This window comes from Salmonella sp. 741265055_HSA, assembly GCF_046569525.1.
Classification (GTDB): domain Bacteria; phylum Pseudomonadota; class Gammaproteobacteria; order Enterobacterales; family Enterobacteriaceae; genus Salmonella; species Salmonella enterica.
On record NZ_JBKFSQ010000002.1, the window covers coordinates 133,022 to 147,502 of the forward strand.

General features: G+C 48.5%; 11 protein-coding genes and 1 pseudogene. 9 read left to right on the forward strand and 3 right to left on the reverse strand.

Going from position 1 to position 14,481, the window contains the following annotated elements:
- Positions 1–579 precede the first annotated feature (579 nt).
- Entirely contained in the window at positions 580–924 is a 345-nt protein-coding gene (locus ACLD4K_RS01930) for a DUF1294 domain-containing protein (protein WP_411011298.1), read from the forward strand.
- Positions 925–1,044: 120 nt separating this feature from the next.
- Here ACLD4K_RS01930 and sseJ read toward each other — a convergent pair whose 3' ends face one another.
- On the reverse strand, positions 1,045–2,271 hold the full coding sequence (gene sseJ / locus ACLD4K_RS01935) for an SPI-2 type III secretion system effector SseJ (protein ID WP_411011299.1): 1,227 nt from the start codon (positions 2,269–2,271) through the stop codon (positions 1,045–1,047).
- A 425-nt stretch (positions 2,272–2,696) separates the two neighbouring features.
- Here sseJ and ACLD4K_RS01940 point away from each other — a divergent pair, with 425 nt between their 5' ends.
- The gene (locus tag ACLD4K_RS01940) at positions 2,697–3,413 is read left to right on the forward strand and encodes a hypothetical protein (RefSeq protein ID WP_076726614.1); all 717 of its coding nucleotides are present in this window, start codon (positions 2,697–2,699) and stop codon (positions 3,411–3,413) included.
- A 118-nt stretch (positions 3,414–3,531) separates the two neighbouring features.
- Here ACLD4K_RS01940 and ACLD4K_RS01945 read toward each other — a convergent pair.
- Positions 3,532–3,927: pseudogene (locus ACLD4K_RS01945) on the reverse strand (effector protein); the annotation flags it as partial.
- A gap of 496 nt (positions 3,928–4,423) precedes the next feature.
- Between ACLD4K_RS01945 and ACLD4K_RS01950 the strand changes: the two are divergent.
- The 3 genes from ACLD4K_RS01950 (at position 4,424) to ACLD4K_RS01960 (ending at position 7,643) form a co-directional block, all read left to right on the forward strand.
- Positions 4,424–4,699 carry a metal/formaldehyde-sensitive transcriptional repressor gene (locus ACLD4K_RS01950; protein ID WP_001120770.1) on the forward strand — a complete coding sequence of 92 codons (276 nt, stop codon included), beginning with the start codon at positions 4,424–4,426 and terminating at the stop codon, positions 4,697–4,699.
- A 31-nt stretch (positions 4,700–4,730) separates the two neighbouring features.
- Positions 4,731–5,849 carry an S-(hydroxymethyl)glutathione dehydrogenase/class III alcohol dehydrogenase gene (locus tag ACLD4K_RS01955; RefSeq protein ID WP_183060437.1) on the forward strand — a complete coding sequence of 373 codons (1,119 nt, stop codon included), beginning with the start codon at positions 4,731–4,733 and terminating at the stop codon, positions 5,847–5,849.
- A 168-nt stretch (positions 5,850–6,017) separates the two neighbouring features.
- Positions 6,018–7,643: a methyl-accepting chemotaxis protein gene (locus ACLD4K_RS01960; protein WP_411011300.1), complete on the forward strand. Its 1,626-nt coding sequence runs from the start codon at positions 6,018–6,020 to the stop codon at positions 7,641–7,643.
- Between the two features lie 60 nt (positions 7,644–7,703).
- Here the strand turns inward: ACLD4K_RS01960 and ACLD4K_RS01965 are convergent, their stop codons facing one another.
- Positions 7,704–8,627, reverse strand: coding sequence for a LysR substrate-binding domain-containing protein (locus ACLD4K_RS01965; protein ID WP_183060433.1), 924 nt, complete (start codon positions 8,625–8,627; stop codon positions 7,704–7,706).
- 292 nt (positions 8,628–8,919) lie between these two features.
- On the opposite strand from ACLD4K_RS01965, the gene ACLD4K_RS01970 reads away from it, so the two are divergent.
- The 4 genes from ACLD4K_RS01970 to ACLD4K_RS01985 all read left to right on the forward strand — a co-directional run bounded on the left by ACLD4K_RS01970 (position 8,920) and on the right by ACLD4K_RS01985 (position 14,466).
- Positions 8,920–10,263: a VOC family protein gene (locus ACLD4K_RS01970; RefSeq protein ID WP_183060431.1), complete on the forward strand. Its 1,344-nt coding sequence runs from the start codon at positions 8,920–8,922 to the stop codon at positions 10,261–10,263.
- A gap of 48 nt (positions 10,264–10,311) precedes the next feature.
- Positions 10,312–11,820 carry a carboxylesterase/lipase family protein gene (locus tag ACLD4K_RS01975; protein WP_000933983.1) on the forward strand — a complete coding sequence of 503 codons (1,509 nt, stop codon included), beginning with the start codon at positions 10,312–10,314 and terminating at the stop codon, positions 11,818–11,820.
- Between the two features lie 219 nt (positions 11,821–12,039).
- Positions 12,040–13,695, forward strand: coding sequence for a glucan biosynthesis protein D (locus ACLD4K_RS01980; RefSeq protein WP_080250317.1), 1,656 nt, complete (start codon positions 12,040–12,042; stop codon positions 13,693–13,695).
- Between the two features lie 195 nt (positions 13,696–13,890).
- The gene (locus tag ACLD4K_RS01985) at positions 13,891–14,466 is read left to right on the forward strand and encodes a YceI family protein (RefSeq protein ID WP_411011301.1); all 576 of its coding nucleotides are present in this window, start codon (positions 13,891–13,893) and stop codon (positions 14,464–14,466) included.
- Positions 14,467–14,481: the final 15 nt, after the last annotated feature.

The following is a 14,481-nucleotide window of genomic DNA, read 5'->3' on the forward strand; positions in this document are numbered from 1 at the left end:
AGTATCATCTTGCCACTCTATCCAGGGCCAATATAAAGACTTATCTTTGCTTGTCAAATACATTTTCTGAGCTAAGTTGATTTGCGTGCTATCTATATTTGCAAGCATATAAATTATTTGTCTTATGAACAAGCGACAACAAATCAGGAGTTCTGACGATGTTGTTATGTTTATCAAAACGTTAACTTGTTTTAATCGATAATAATCTTAATTCAGAAATATCTGAATATATGCGGTTTTCGAGATAAAATTCTCAAATTAACATCGTACATTTTATGTAATAAATATAAATACGATAAATAAATCCAAAACTGAGACTGCCAACCGGATAACAAACAGCAATAAAGAGGGTTCTTCATTAAGTTATCCTGGCAACGGTTAAGGTGGTAACATTTTCGGTGGCTTTACCCATTTTAATCGTGTTCACAACACGTTAATTACCTTATGATTACCATGGTAATTAAAAATGAATCCTTGATGACTCGTTGGCTGAGTGAAAAGAAAATTCTACATCACATAGGCGCATGTATCGCGTATAATGGGCTTCGATGCCCCTAATCATTGCTATGACATAATAATATGTATCTTAACCGCTTTTGTTATTTGCTCCTGATCTCCGCTGCGGTCGGAAGCATTTTTACATCGCATCCCGTCGCGATGTGGTTCCTGCTCGCCAATGTGCTAACGCTGGCGATCTACGGTGTAGATAAAACGGCGGCACGTAAGACCTGGCGCAGAGTGCCGGAATCCACTTTATTGGTGTTTGGGGTTGTCGGTGGGTGGCCTGGTGCGATTGTTGGTCAACAACTCTTCCGTCATAAAACGCAAAAGCAGCCATTCAAAACATACTTTATCGTCAGTGTGATAGTAAGTATTTTAGCTACGGTGGCGATTTATCGACTCTATCCATTTTTGTCTTACTGAACATAGAGCATGTATCACTCATTGACCAATCGGCAGCAAAGACAGCCTCATATTTTCATGCCACTGGCACTATGATATTGAACGATGTTTTACTCACGGCGTACCGCAGCCGATGGAACATTATTCAGTGGAATAATGATTAGCTATAAAACTTTCTAACATTGTGGCAAAACAATGATGGACTTCCTGGGTTGGATGGACAAGGTCGTTGAAGACGTATTGTGGACGTATATCTAGCTGAGGGTCTTTAGCCCCTGGAATATGTACATAGCCGTGGTGAGTATAAGGGTTTTCCGTATCATAACCAATATTACTGGCCACATCCATTATCACCTTAAATGCATTGGCAGTCTCGTAATAGCATATTTTGTGCTGGGGGTATTTTTCTTTTAATTCTTCAACATTAGTTTTTAACAGGGCATTGTGAGCGATGCTTTCATCCTTAAGTTTTCTTTTTTCATCAGAATGTTTGCCATAGGGTGTTAAAGACAAATTGGGAATTCCCAAGACCAATACATTATTAACTCCACCGAAAATTATTTTTTCAATATCATCAATTTGTTGCTCAACGACCATCATTACATTGTCTTTGTGTAGTGTCATATAGTCATTAGCCCCCAATAAAAATATCGCCAGGTCCTGGTGAGAAGGGGTGTAAGATGCGATTTGTCTGTCCGTATTTGATACAAAGTCACCGAGGCAATTAAAGCAGGAATAGCTTGCCGATGTACTTCCCCCTTCAGCAAAATTAAGCATCTCTTTACCTAAGAAGTGTGGGGACGATAAAAACTCAGTCCAGGTAAATCCATTAGTAAACCTTCCGCCAAAGTATTGACCATAGGAGGGTAAGATATGATGTGTTTTTTCAAACATACGCCCCATGGAGTCAGATAAACTGTCGCCAAAAAATACCAGTCTGGTAATATCACCCAAAGAAATATTTTTTGGCTTGGGATGTAACTTATTGATTTCTTTGGCAAGGCCAAAAGCTTCCGGATGACATTCAACCTCAATAGATAAAATATCTTCACCATTATCACCTTTAATAATCAACTTGTCGGCGTGTTCCTGTGATTCTATAATAAACTGTTCTTTACATCCCTGAGACGCTAAGGCTCGAAGTTTGATGTAGGCTCCACGAACCTGTACCAGTGTTAGATTCAGTTCTTGATAGTGATAAAGTTTAAAGATACATTCGAGCGCCTCTGCATGGTGGGTGGTGAAAAAATATGCTTTGATTTTCTCCCATAAACTTAATTCTGGAGGGCGTGCGCTTTCTTTTATCACATTAAATCTTTCAGAACTGATAGATGATGTGAAATAACCCTGTCCAACACTCAATGGCATAGTGCTCTCCTTACTATATTAAACGCACTTTAGCAAAGCATTAATTAGCAAATATTAGCAAGAAAAAGTAATCAGGTAAATAGTGTATATGGAATGGCGTTTCTTTAACAGTTTGTCGCCGTCAATAAAATATATACAGTGTTTATTATTTTTCAGGGAAGTAAATATATCATCAACAACGTGAAGTTAATGTCGGATACACATTATCTGACTGCTATCATTATTGAGTATGGCCTAGCTAAGGCAAAGATCTTAAAAAGCAGTCACTCCTGATTTTAGTGTGCTGGCGTGAGTATTAGCTGGCTTGATACTCAGGAAAAGCAGATAAACTTATCATCCGACTATTATTGCTAAAGTGCAAGTGTTTTATGTAACTTTTTGATTTCTATTTTCATATTAAATATTTTTTAAGTGAGTTAACTATAATGAGTGATGATTCAATTATTAAAAACTCTTCAATGCTTTTGGCCTATTTAGGTGGTTTGGGATGGGGAAGCGCCTATTTTTATGGCTGGGGCGTCTCCGCGTACTATGGTTTCCCGTGGTGGTATGTAGGCGTCGGCCCAGACAACATTGCCCGAAGTCTATTCCATGCGATTAGCCTGATGGCTATATTCATAATAGCGTGGGGAGTGGGTATTCTATTATTTTTTTTAGTAAAGCAAAAAGCACGTATCCACGATCTTAGCTTCTTACGTCTTTTTTTGGCAGCGGTTTTGTTCTTTATTCCAATTGTTATCGAGTTTTCTCTCTTAACAGAATCGTTTTTGTGGGAGCTTTTTTTTATCATTTTACTGGTGGCTTTATGCTTATCGGTGGGGATGCGTTTTTATAGTAAATTAATGCCAGTGATTTGCTTTACGCAACTCAGTTGGGTGCGAAGACATTGTTTCACTATAGTTATGCTTGGTTTTATTATATATTTTTTTATATTTTCTTTTTTTGTTGGGATCTATAAACCACAATTAAAGAAAGAATACGAAATGATATTGTATGATGGAGGCTGGTACTACGTCCTGGCCAGGTATCATGATAGTTTTATTTTGTCGAAATCCTTTACTAAAAATAATAACAGATTTATTATTTTTAGACCAAAAGATGGACACTCTTATGAAATTACTCTGGTAAAAGTCAGACTTTAATCAAATACGGGTTGGCGAGGGTGTGAATTGACTCCCGCGCTTCCATAGCAGAGATGGGGGAAAGAGAACTGAGCGCCCATATCTGTAGGTTGTGGAATAGCGATGCCAGGAAGGGCATGACATTACCATCTGAGTGACAGGTTAGCAGATGTTTCAGGCCAAACCCAGGTTGAATTGGACCGCTCAGAAGCCGATTACCTGGATAACAAATCCTGGCCGCAAGTTTATGCTGTGGGCGAAATATACGACCGCTATTATCCAGATTAGCTGTTAACTTATTTATTTTCCCATAGTAACCTATAACAGGGCTCCCTGAGGCATTGGCTGGCATCTGTGCATTGGAAAAACAGCTTCCATTTGCACTATAGCAACTTATAAAGTTTATTATCTCGTGAGAGTTGCTAATATGGCGGATTGATTTGAAAAGTGATGATGACTGACTTGCCCCGGAACCGTACCGATTTTCATGTTGAACAACAAAAGGAGCATCATGTTTACAAATCGAAACAGGAATGGATTATTACCTGAGATTGATTTCAAATTAACAATAATGATGACACTTTCGGGTATTAAAAATCTTTCAAATAACGCTCATTTGATTTTTTGTTCACTATTGACTAAGAGTTGAGATATTTTCGCTACCCGTCGGCGGTGTATCGCAGTTGTGATGTTATGTTCTTACAAGACTGACATCTGCATATCGTAACCTTTATTCATTACCACCTGGTGAGTAAATAAAAACTATTGAGTAAATATTTACTTCTGGGTAATGAGGCTGGATTCACCCGGCATTACCTCTGTGCCCCAGCCGGGCAGAACATTACAGCATATAAAGGAAGCTTTGGCGTTTATTGTATGTGGCCTGAAAAAGTTCCCCATGAGCTGAATATGAGCTAATTCTTAATGATCTATGCCGGAAAGCTATAATCAATTGATTTTTATAATGAGCTTAATTTTACAATTATGTAAAAATCCTGATACTATACCCCCCTATAATATATGGAGGTCGAATGCCGCATTCACCTGAAGATAAAAAACGTATCCTTACCCGTGTTCGTCGCATACGCGGGCAGGTCGAAGCGCTGGAGCGGGCGCTTGAGTCTGGCGAACCTTGTCTGGCGATTCTGCAACAAATTGCCGCCGTGCGCGGCGCGTCTAATGGCCTGATGAGTGAAATGGTTGAAATCCATCTGAAAGATGAGCTGGTCAGCGGGGAAACTACGCCAGATCAGCGCGCGGTTCGGATGGCGGAAATCGGCCATCTTCTTCGCGCTTATCTAAAATAACAATTTCCCTCACCGTAACAGGAAGAGATATATGAAATCACGTGCAGCAGTTGCTTTTGGTCCCGGTCAGCCGCTAAAAATTGTCGAGATTGACGTTGCGCCGCCGAAAAAAGGCGAAGTTCTGGTCAAAATCACCCATACCGGCGTTTGCCATACCGATGCATTTACCCTTTCCGGCGATGATCCGGAAGGCGTATTCCCGGCAATCCTGGGTCACGAAGGCGGCGGCGTGGTGGTCGAGGTCGGCGAGGGGGTCACCAGCCTGAAACCCGGCGACCATGTTATTCCACTGTATACGGCGGAATGCGGCGAGTGTAAGTTCTGTAAGTCAGGTAAAACTAACCTTTGTCAGGCCGTACGCGCCACTCAGGGAAAAGGGCTGATGCCGGATGGCACTACCCGCTTTTCTTATAACGGCGAACCCGTTTATCACTATATGGGAACCAGCACATTCAGCGAATATACCGTTTGCGCGGAAATTTCTCTGGCGAAAGTGAACCCGCAGGCGCCGCTGGATAAAGTGTGTCTGTTGGGCTGCGGCGTGACGACTGGTATTGGTGCCGTCCATAACACCGCTAAAGTGAAAGCGGGCGACACCGTTGCCGTTTTTGGTTTAGGCGGTATTGGGCTGGCGGTTATTCAGGGCGCGGTTCAGGCTAAAGCTGGGCGTATTTTAGCTGTCGACACGAATCCGGAAAAATTTACGCTGGCGGGCGAAATGGGGGCGACGGACTTTATTAATCCGAATGATTACGACAAACCGATCCAGGACGTTATTGTTGAGCTTACAGATGGCGGCGTAGATTTCAGTTTTGAATGTATCGGCAACGTTAACGTGATGCGAGCAGCGCTGGAATGTTGTCATAAAGGCTGGGGCGAAAGCATTATTATTGGCGTTGCGGGGGCAGGGCAGGAAATCAAAACCCGTCCCTTCCAGTTAGTGACTGGTCGCGTCTGGCGTGGCTCCGCCTTTGGCGGCGTGAAAGGGCGCACGCAGCTGCCAGGGATGGTAGAAGATGCGATGACTGGTAAAATCCGTTTAGATCCTTTTATTACTCACCGCCTGCCGCTGGAGCAGATTAACGATGCCTTTGAACTGATGCATCAGGGTAAATCCATCCGTACTGTTATTCACTTTGGCGATAACTGATTCATCCGCCAGCGGATTTTCCGCTGGCGCTTTTCTGAATTTTCTGGAATGAATGTTGTGAAAATGTGACGAAGGCGATGCTTTTCGCGGTAAGCAAACGTCACGAAGTGCCGATGACTATCTAACGGGCGTGTTTTACGCATAAAACCTACAAGAGAGTCGACGGTCATGGGCAACACATTCTCGATGCAAGCCTCGCATAAACTGGGCTTCCTGCATCATATTCGACTGGTTCCGCTGTTTTCCTCCATTCTCGGTGGCATCCTTCTTCTTTTTGCTTTGAGCTCCGGGCTGGCAGGCTATTTTCTGTTACAGGCCGATCGCGATCAGCGTGATGTCACGGACGAGATTCAGGTACGGATGGGCTTATCCAACAGCGCTAACCACTTACGTACCGCACGTATCAATATGATCCACGCTGGCGCGGCGAGCCGGATTGCCGAAATGGATGAAATGAAAGCCAATATTGCCGCTGCGGAAACGCGGATCAAGCAGTCTCAGGACGGCTTTAACGCTTATATGTCCAGAGCGGTGAAAACACCCGCCGATGAAGCATTGGATAACGAGTTAAACGCCCGCTACACCGCCTATATCAACGGCCTGCAACCGATGCTGAAATTTGCCAAAAATGGCATGTTCGAAGCGATCATTAATCATGAAAACGAGCAGGCAAAACAACTGGATGCCGCATATAACCATGTCCTGTTGAAAGCGATTGAACTGCGCACCGAGCGGGCGAGACTACTTAGCGGGCAGGCTTACCAACGTACCCGGCTCGGTATGATGTTTATGATTGGCGCATTTACGTTGGCGCTGGTATTGACGTTAATGACCTTTATGGTGCTGCGTCGCACGGTGATACGACCCTTGCAGCAGGCGGCGTCACGTATCGAACGCATTGCGGCGGGCGATCTGACCATGGCTGACGAGCCCACAGGACGCAGTGAAGTTGGTCGCCTGAGTCATCATCTTCAGCAGATGCAGCATGCGTTGCAACAAACGGTAGGGACGGTGCGTCAGGGGGCGGAGGAAATTTATCGAGGCACCAGCGAAATTACCGCTGGTAATACGGATTTATCTTCTCGTACTGAACAGCAGGCTGCCGCCATTGAACAGACCGCGGCCAGTATGGAACAGTTGACGGCAACCGTTAAGCAGAATGCGGATAATGCGCATCACGCCAGCAAACTGGCGGAAGATGCTTCCGGTAAAGCCAGTCGCGGAGGCCAGATGGTTTCCGGGGTCGTACAAACGATGGGGAATATTTCCACCAGCTCGAAAAAAATCTCGGAAATTACCGCCGTCATTAACAGTATCGCTTTCCAGACCAACATCCTGGCGCTGAACGCGGCGGTCGAGGCGGCACGCGCCGGGGAACAAGGACGCGGTTTTGCGGTGGTCGCCAGTGAGGTTCGTACCCTCGCCAGTCGCAGCGCGCAGGCGGCAAAAGAGATTGAAGGCTTGATCGGCGCATCGGTCAGCCTGATTGAACAAGGCTCCGAAGAGGTTATCGCTGCGGGGAGCACCATGAATGAGATAGTGGATGCCGTCAAACGCGTCACCGATATTATGCTCGATATCGCGGCAGCCTCTGATGAGCAAAGTCGCGGTATTGTTCAGGTCAGTCAGGCGATTTCTGAGATGGACAGGGTTACGCAACAAAACGCGTCGCTGGTCGAAGAGGCGTCCGCGGCGGCCGCTTCGCTTGAAGAACAGGCCGCCCGCTTGACGCAAGCTGTTGATGCGTTTCGTTTACAGGATACTGGCGCGACGATGCGATCATCCTTCCTTTAGTAAGCGTCGCGCCAGCGGGCTATTTTAGCCGCGGGCGCGTTTATTCTCCGACAGCCGCTATCACAGCGGCATCGATTTACGGATCGCCGCAATCAGCATTTGCGCCCCGGTTGAGAGCGGGATATCAACTCGCGTAAGAATACCTATCGGTTCGCCCGCGCTCTGGGTCGGCACGGGTAATGAGACCAGCGTCGCCTGGCGAAGATCTTCTTTAACCGCGCCAGAGGGGACGAACCAGACGTAATCGTAATCTACGGTCAGTTGTCGTGATAACGATGCGGATAGCGTTTCGATACATCCGGCAGGCATTTTACACCCCTGGCTTTGCAACAGGGCTTCCGCATTCTGGCGCGGTACCGTGCCTTTTGGCGAAACGACTACCGGCCATTCCATAACCCGGCTGAACGTGATCGTCTCCTGTAACAGGGGATGACCGGGGCGTACCACTAATTTAAGCGATTCTAAAAACAGCAGTTCGTAATTTAAACCGCCCATTAATTCCGGGTCTGACATGCGGCCAATACCCAGATCGATCTCGCCTGACTTCAGACCTGCAAGCAACATCGTATTGTTCATGGTCGCGACCTGTAACGAGGTCGATTTTTGCTGTTGATGGAACCGCCCAATAGCCGCCGGGAGTATACCCAGCGCAGCGGTGGGGAGCGCGCCAACACGCACCACATCGGCGCTGGCGTCCTCTTTGCGATTCAGCGCCTGCCCGGCGGTATTCAATGCATCTAATACTTTTACCGCATGAGTCAAAAATTGTTCGCCAGGAACCGTTAATTGCGCGCCCAGTCGCCCGCGTTCAAACAGACGGGTTCCGGTGAGTTGCTCCAGTTCGTTCAGCGTTTTAGAAAGCGCTGGCTGGCTCAGGTTAAGGGTTTCAGCCGCGCGCCCCAGAGTTCCCTGTTGCGCAACGGCGACAAATGTATGAAGGTGGCGCAACCGAATGCGCTGACTAAACAGACCATTTTTTTCCATAAGCGATGTTAAAAACAGAGCCGTGCGGGTGACAAGTAAAGTTGTTTGTTTTTGATAACCTGATAGCAAAATATTATTAACATTTTACCATTTCAAGTTACAACTGTTTTATTTTACTGATGATTCAACGGCCGTTAAGCGTGTTAAGCCGCGATCTGGTCGGGGATATGCCAGCTCATGTCAATCCGTTCTGCATAATGAATTCAGGCCGGATCACACTTTATAAATTCTTCTCCCCGGAATGGATGAGGTTTTCTACACTCCAGGTAACATTCACTGGAGGCATGACATTATGGCGAACACCATCACGGCAGATGAGATTCGGGAACACTTTTCGCAGGCAATGTCGGCAATGTACCAGCAGGAAGTTCCGCAGTACGGTACGTTACTGGAACTTGTGGCTGACGTGAATCTGGCGGTGCTGGAAAATAATCCCAAACTGCATGAGCAGTTGGCTAATGCCGATGAACTGGCGCGATTGAACGTGGAACGACATGGCGCCATTCGTGTTGGCACCGCAGAAGAACTTTCTACCTTGCGTCGGATATTCGCCATCATGGGGATGTACCCAGTAAGTTATTACGATCTCTCTCAGGCGGGCGTGCCTGTGCATTCCACGGCATTTCGTCCCATTGACGAGGCTTCGCTCTCGCGTAATCCCTTTCGCATGTTCACTTCGCTATTACGCCTGGAGCTCATTGAAAACGCGGCATTACGCCAGCGGGCGGCGGAAATCTTATCGCAGCGGGATATTTTTACATCACGCTGCCGACAATTGCTGGATGAGTACGACGAGCAGGGCGGTTTTAACGCTGCTCAGGCCGAAGCGTTCGTCCGTGAAACGCTGGAGACTTTTCGCTGGCATCGTCAGGCTACCGTTGATGAAGAAACGTACCGCAGCCTGCATCGTGAGCATCGTTTAATTGCCGACGTGGTCTGTTTCCCGGGATGTCACATTAACCATCTGACGCCGCGTACTCTGGATATCGACCGGGTACAGGCCATGATGCCGGAGTGCGGCATTACGCCTAAAACTCTTATCGAAGGTCCGCCTCGCCGCGAAGTGCCTATTCTGTTGCGGCAAACCAGTTTCAAAGCCCTGGAAGAGCAGGTGCTCTTCGTTGATGAAAAGCAGGGTACGCACACGGCGCGCTTCGGCGAAATTGAGCAACGTGGCGTCGCGCTGACGCCAAAAGGTCGTCGATTATATGACGAACTGTTGCACAAGGCGGGAACGGGTAAGGATAACTTCACGCATCAACTCCATTTGCAGGAGGTCTTTAACGCCTTTCCGGATAGCGAATTTCTGCTTCGCCAGCAGGGGCTTGCCTGGTTCCGCTATCGCTTAACGCCTTCCGGCGAGGCGCATCGTCAGGCGATCCATCCTGGCGACGATCCGCAGCCGCTTATTGAGCGCGGTTGGGTGATCGCGCAGCCGATTACCTATGAAGATTTTCTTCCGGTCAGCGCAGCCGGCATTTTTCAGTCGAATTTGGGAAATGAAACGCTGGCCAGAAGGCACGGTAATGCCAGCCGCGACGCCTTTGAACAGGCGCTGGGATGTGCAGTACGGGATGAATTTTCGTTATATCAGGAAGCGGAAGAACGCAGTAAACGCCGTTGCGGTCTGCTTTAAAAGCGGTAAGCTTCACAGGCTGTGAGGATACTGTAAAAGGAAGGCGTTATGTTGAATCCCTCCATCCCGCTGGTGGCGACGCGTCACGGTAAAATCGTGGGCGTCGTACAGGAAGAAATCCATATCTGGCGCGGTATACCTTATGCCGCGCCGCCAACAGGGGAGCTACGCTGGCGTGCGCCGCAGCCTGTTACGCCCTGGCAGGATGTGCGCCAGGCGGATTGTTTCTCCTGCGCCAGTTGGCAGGATATTACCTGGTGTCGTGAACTCGGCGGTGGCGATCCGGGAAATTTTTCCGAAGACTGTCTCTATCTGAACGTCTGGGCTCCCGCCGTGCGTCATGAACCGTTGCCGGTCATGGTCTGGCTACACGGCGGCGGTTACACCATTGGCGCGGGGAGTTTGCCGCCCTATGACGGTCAAGCGCTGGCGAAGCGCGGCGCGATCGTGGTGACGGTCAATTATCGGCTTGGCCATCTGGGCTTTTTCGCGCATCCGGCGCTGGAAGGCGAAGGGGCGGAGTGTATTCATAATTTCGCTTTACTCGATCAAATCGCTGCGCTGCGTTGGGTGCAGGACAATATTGCTGCGTTTGGCGGCGATACGCAGAATGTGACGTTATTTGGCGAATCCGCCGGCGCCCGCAGCGTGCTGTCGTTGATGGCTTCGCCGTTGGCGAAGGGGCTTTTTCATAAAGCGATTATTCAGAGTGGTTATACGCTGCCGGATACGCCCCGCGAGGTGGCGCTAAAAAAAGGCGTTGCGCTGGCGGAACATCTTGGCTTAGCCCATGCCACTGCCGAACAGCTACGCGCTTTACCGGCAGAGACGTTTTGGCCGCTGGACGCACCTTTTAAAATTGCGCCGACGCCGATTTCCGGCGACGTCGTACTGCCGCATCCGATGCTGGAAACCTTCTTTGCGGCGAAACAGCATCCGATACCGGTGATGATCGGCTCGAATAGCGATGAAGCCAGCGTATTGGCAGTTTTTGGCGTCGATATTGCCGGTCAAATTCAAAAAATGCGCCGTGAGCGGCGTGTTGGTCTGGGGTTAATCCGGCTGCTTTATCCTGGAGTGAAAGGCGACGAAGCGCTAGGGCGGCAGGTCTGTCGGGATATGGTATTTACCACGTTGGGTTATGTCGTCATGCAAGCGCAGCAGCGGATCGGCGAACCGTGCTGGCGTTACTGGTTTGATTATGTCGCCGAAGCGGAGCATAACACCTACGCGAATGGCGCCTGTCATGGCAATGAAATACCGTATGTATTCGATACGTTAACGCGGGCTGAGCCCACATGTCATTATGTGAATGAGAATGACCTGGCCTTTGCCTCGCAGGTGGCGGATTACTGGGTGAATTTCGCACGTCATGCCAGCCGCACGCGCGACGTGCTGCACGGTCCGGTTCGCTGGCCCGCCAGCATTCGGGGGCGAGATCGTCTGTTGCGGATTGGGCTGAACAAACTTGCCGGTTTTAAAGTGGAAAACCGCTTTATGCGTGCGCGTCTGGCGCTGTTTAAACGAGTCATGAAACATCACGTTAGTCTGGAATAAACTTTTCATAACCTGAAGAATGCTGCGTAAGGTTTACATCCGATTCGGTCGGTTCTTATCGACATAAAATATTTACGCTTTTGCACAGTTTCCAGGCGACCAACAATTGGATTATTAATGAATTTTGTCTAGAGTGAGCGGTCAGAAACGGGCACATTCTTGCTGCTGAAAAAACCAGCGCGGGACCATTCACAAGACCAGAAGGACTCATTTTCAGGTATGAATCGTAGACGATTTATTAAAGGTTCAATGGCAATGGCCGCCGTGTGCGGTTCCAGCGGTATTGCTTCCCTCTTTTCTCAGGCGGCGTTTGCCGCGGAATCCGATATTGCGGATGGTAAAATTGTCCGTTTTGATTTTGCTGGTCTGCAATCAATGGCCCAGGCGTTAGCGAAAAAGCCCTGGCGCGGCGCGCCGGGACCCTTGCCGGATACGCTCGCCAATCTGACGCCGCAGGCCTATAACAGCATTCAGTATGACGCGGCGCATTCACTCTGGAACGGTGTTGCCAACCGGCAGCTCGATATTCAGTTTTTCCACGTAGGGATGGGCTTTCGTCGTCGCGTACGCATGTTTTCCGTTGATACGACGACGCATCTTGCTCGCGAGATTCATTTTCGCCCGGAACTGTTTAAATACAACGATGCCGGCGTCGATACGACGCAACTGGAAGGGCAGAGCGATCTCGGTTTCGCCGGTTTCCGTGTCTTTAAAGCGCCGGAACTGGCGCGGCGCGATGTCGTCTCCTTCCTGGGCGCCAGTTACTTCCGGGCGGTAGATGATACTTATCAGTATGGCCTGTCGGCTCGCGGGCTGGCGATAGATACCTATACTGACGGTCAGGAAGAGTTCCCTGACTTCACCGCATTCTGGTTTGACACCGCGAAGCCGGGCGATACTACGTTTACCGTTTACGCTCTGCTGGACAGCGCCAGCGTGACGGGCGCGTATAAATTTGTGATCCACTGCGAAAAATCGCAGGTGATCATGGATGTAGAAAACCATCTCTACGCCCGTAAAGATATTAAGCAACTTGGCATTGCGCCGATGACCAGTATGTTTAGCTGTGGGAACAATGAACGTCGGGTATGCGACACCATTCATCCGCAAATTCACGATTCCGATCGGCTGGCGATGTGGCGGGGTAATGGCGAGTGGATTTGCCGCCCGCTGAATAATCCGCAGAAATTGCAGTTCAATGCATATATGGACGATAACCCGAAAGGGTTCGGCCTGCTGCAACTCGATCGCGATTTCTCGCATTATCAGGATGTGATGGGCTGGTACAACAAACGTCCGAGCCTGTGGGTGGAGCCGCGCAGTAAGTGGGGGAAAGGCGCGGTTAGCCTGATGGAGATCCCAACCACTGGCGAAACTCTGGATAATGTGGTCTGTTTCTGGCAGCCGGAAAAAGCGATCAAAGCCGGGGATACGCTGGCGTTCAATTATCGTTTGTACTGGAGCGCGCAGCCGCCGGTACAATCCCCGCTTGCGCGGGTCATGGCGACCCGTACAGGGATGGGCGGCTTTCCCGAAGGTTGGGCGCCGGGCGAACATTACCCGGATAAATGGGCGCGCCGTTTTGCTATTGATTTTGTCGGCGGCGATCTGAAAGCGGCCGCGCCAAAAGGCATTGAGCCGGTGATTACGCTCTCCAGCGGTGAGGCGAAGCAGATTGAGATCCTCTACGTTGAGCCTTTCGACGGTTATCGTATCCAGTTTGACTGGTATCCGACCTCGGATTCTACGGCACCGGTGGATATGCGTATGTTCCTGCGCTGCCAGGGGGAGGCTATCAGCGAAACCTGGCTGTATCAGTATTTCCCGCCCGCGCCGGATAAGCGCCGTTATGTCGACGATCGTATCATGCGTTAGTCAGTTTGCCTTCTGTACCGCCACAAAGGCGGTACAGGTTCCGGAAATAGCCCTGACATAAACTCACTCGTGATCCGCTGTTTTTGTGATACGGTCTTTCCATCGTTCTATTTTTGCAACAGTCCTTCCTGTTTCTCCCTCTCGATCCTGCGGACAGGGAACATTAAGATAGCTTCACCTTATTTAAGATATAAAGTGAATATAATGAAAAAGAGTTTTCTTGGTGCTGTCCTGTCTCTGGGTTTATTAAGTGCTGCTCATGCAGATGTATATAAATTTGATAATACGCATACCAATGCGGTATTTAATATCGATCATTTCCAGACCTCAACCAATCATGGCGGGTTTTATGCTATTAGCGGTGAGCTGAAATATCAGCCGGAAAAGCAAGTCGCAGAGATGCGCGTGACGATTCCCGTGACCGCCTTAAATACCGGGGTGGATGCGTTTGATAATCATATCCGCAGTAGCGATATTCTGGATGCAGAAAAATATCCAGAAATAGTATTTAAATCAACAAAATGGCATTTTGGAGATAATAAACCGGTTTCTATTGACGGTTTGTTAACAATGAAGGGAGTAACTAAGCCCGTCACCTTAACCACCACCAAGTTTGGCTGTTATATGAGTCCGATATTCAAGGCACAGGTTTGCGGCGGTGATTTTGTCACGCAAATAGATCGCACCCAGTGGGGGGTAGATTATCTGGTCGATATGGGGATGACGAAAGTTGTCGATGTAAAAATCCAGGCAGAAGCGGTTAAGCAATAAAGGGAATGATGATGC

Coding starts and splice junctions, on each gene's coding strand:
- ACLD4K_RS01930 (WP_411011298.1), top strand. CDS start 580: ATGTATCTTAACCGCTTTTGTTATTTGCTCCTGATCTCCGCTGCGGTC.
- sseJ (WP_411011299.1), bottom strand. CDS start 2,271: ATGCCATTGAGTGTTGGACAGGGTTATTTCACATCATCTATCAGTTCT.
- ACLD4K_RS01940 (WP_076726614.1), top strand. CDS start 2,697: ATGAGTGATGATTCAATTATTAAAAACTCTTCAATGCTTTTGGCCTAT.
- ACLD4K_RS01950 (WP_001120770.1), top strand. CDS start 4,424: ATGCCGCATTCACCTGAAGATAAAAAACGTATCCTTACCCGTGTTCGT.
- ACLD4K_RS01955 (WP_183060437.1), top strand. CDS start 4,731: ATGAAATCACGTGCAGCAGTTGCTTTTGGTCCCGGTCAGCCGCTAAAA.
- ACLD4K_RS01960 (WP_411011300.1), top strand. CDS start 6,018: ATGGGCAACACATTCTCGATGCAAGCCTCGCATAAACTGGGCTTCCTG.
- ACLD4K_RS01965 (WP_183060433.1), bottom strand. CDS start 8,627: ATGGAAAAAAATGGTCTGTTTAGTCAGCGCATTCGGTTGCGCCACCTT.
- ACLD4K_RS01970 (WP_183060431.1), top strand. CDS start 8,920: ATGGCGAACACCATCACGGCAGATGAGATTCGGGAACACTTTTCGCAG.
- ACLD4K_RS01975 (WP_000933983.1), top strand. CDS start 10,312: ATGTTGAATCCCTCCATCCCGCTGGTGGCGACGCGTCACGGTAAAATC.
- ACLD4K_RS01980 (WP_080250317.1), top strand. CDS start 12,040: ATGAATCGTAGACGATTTATTAAAGGTTCAATGGCAATGGCCGCCGTG.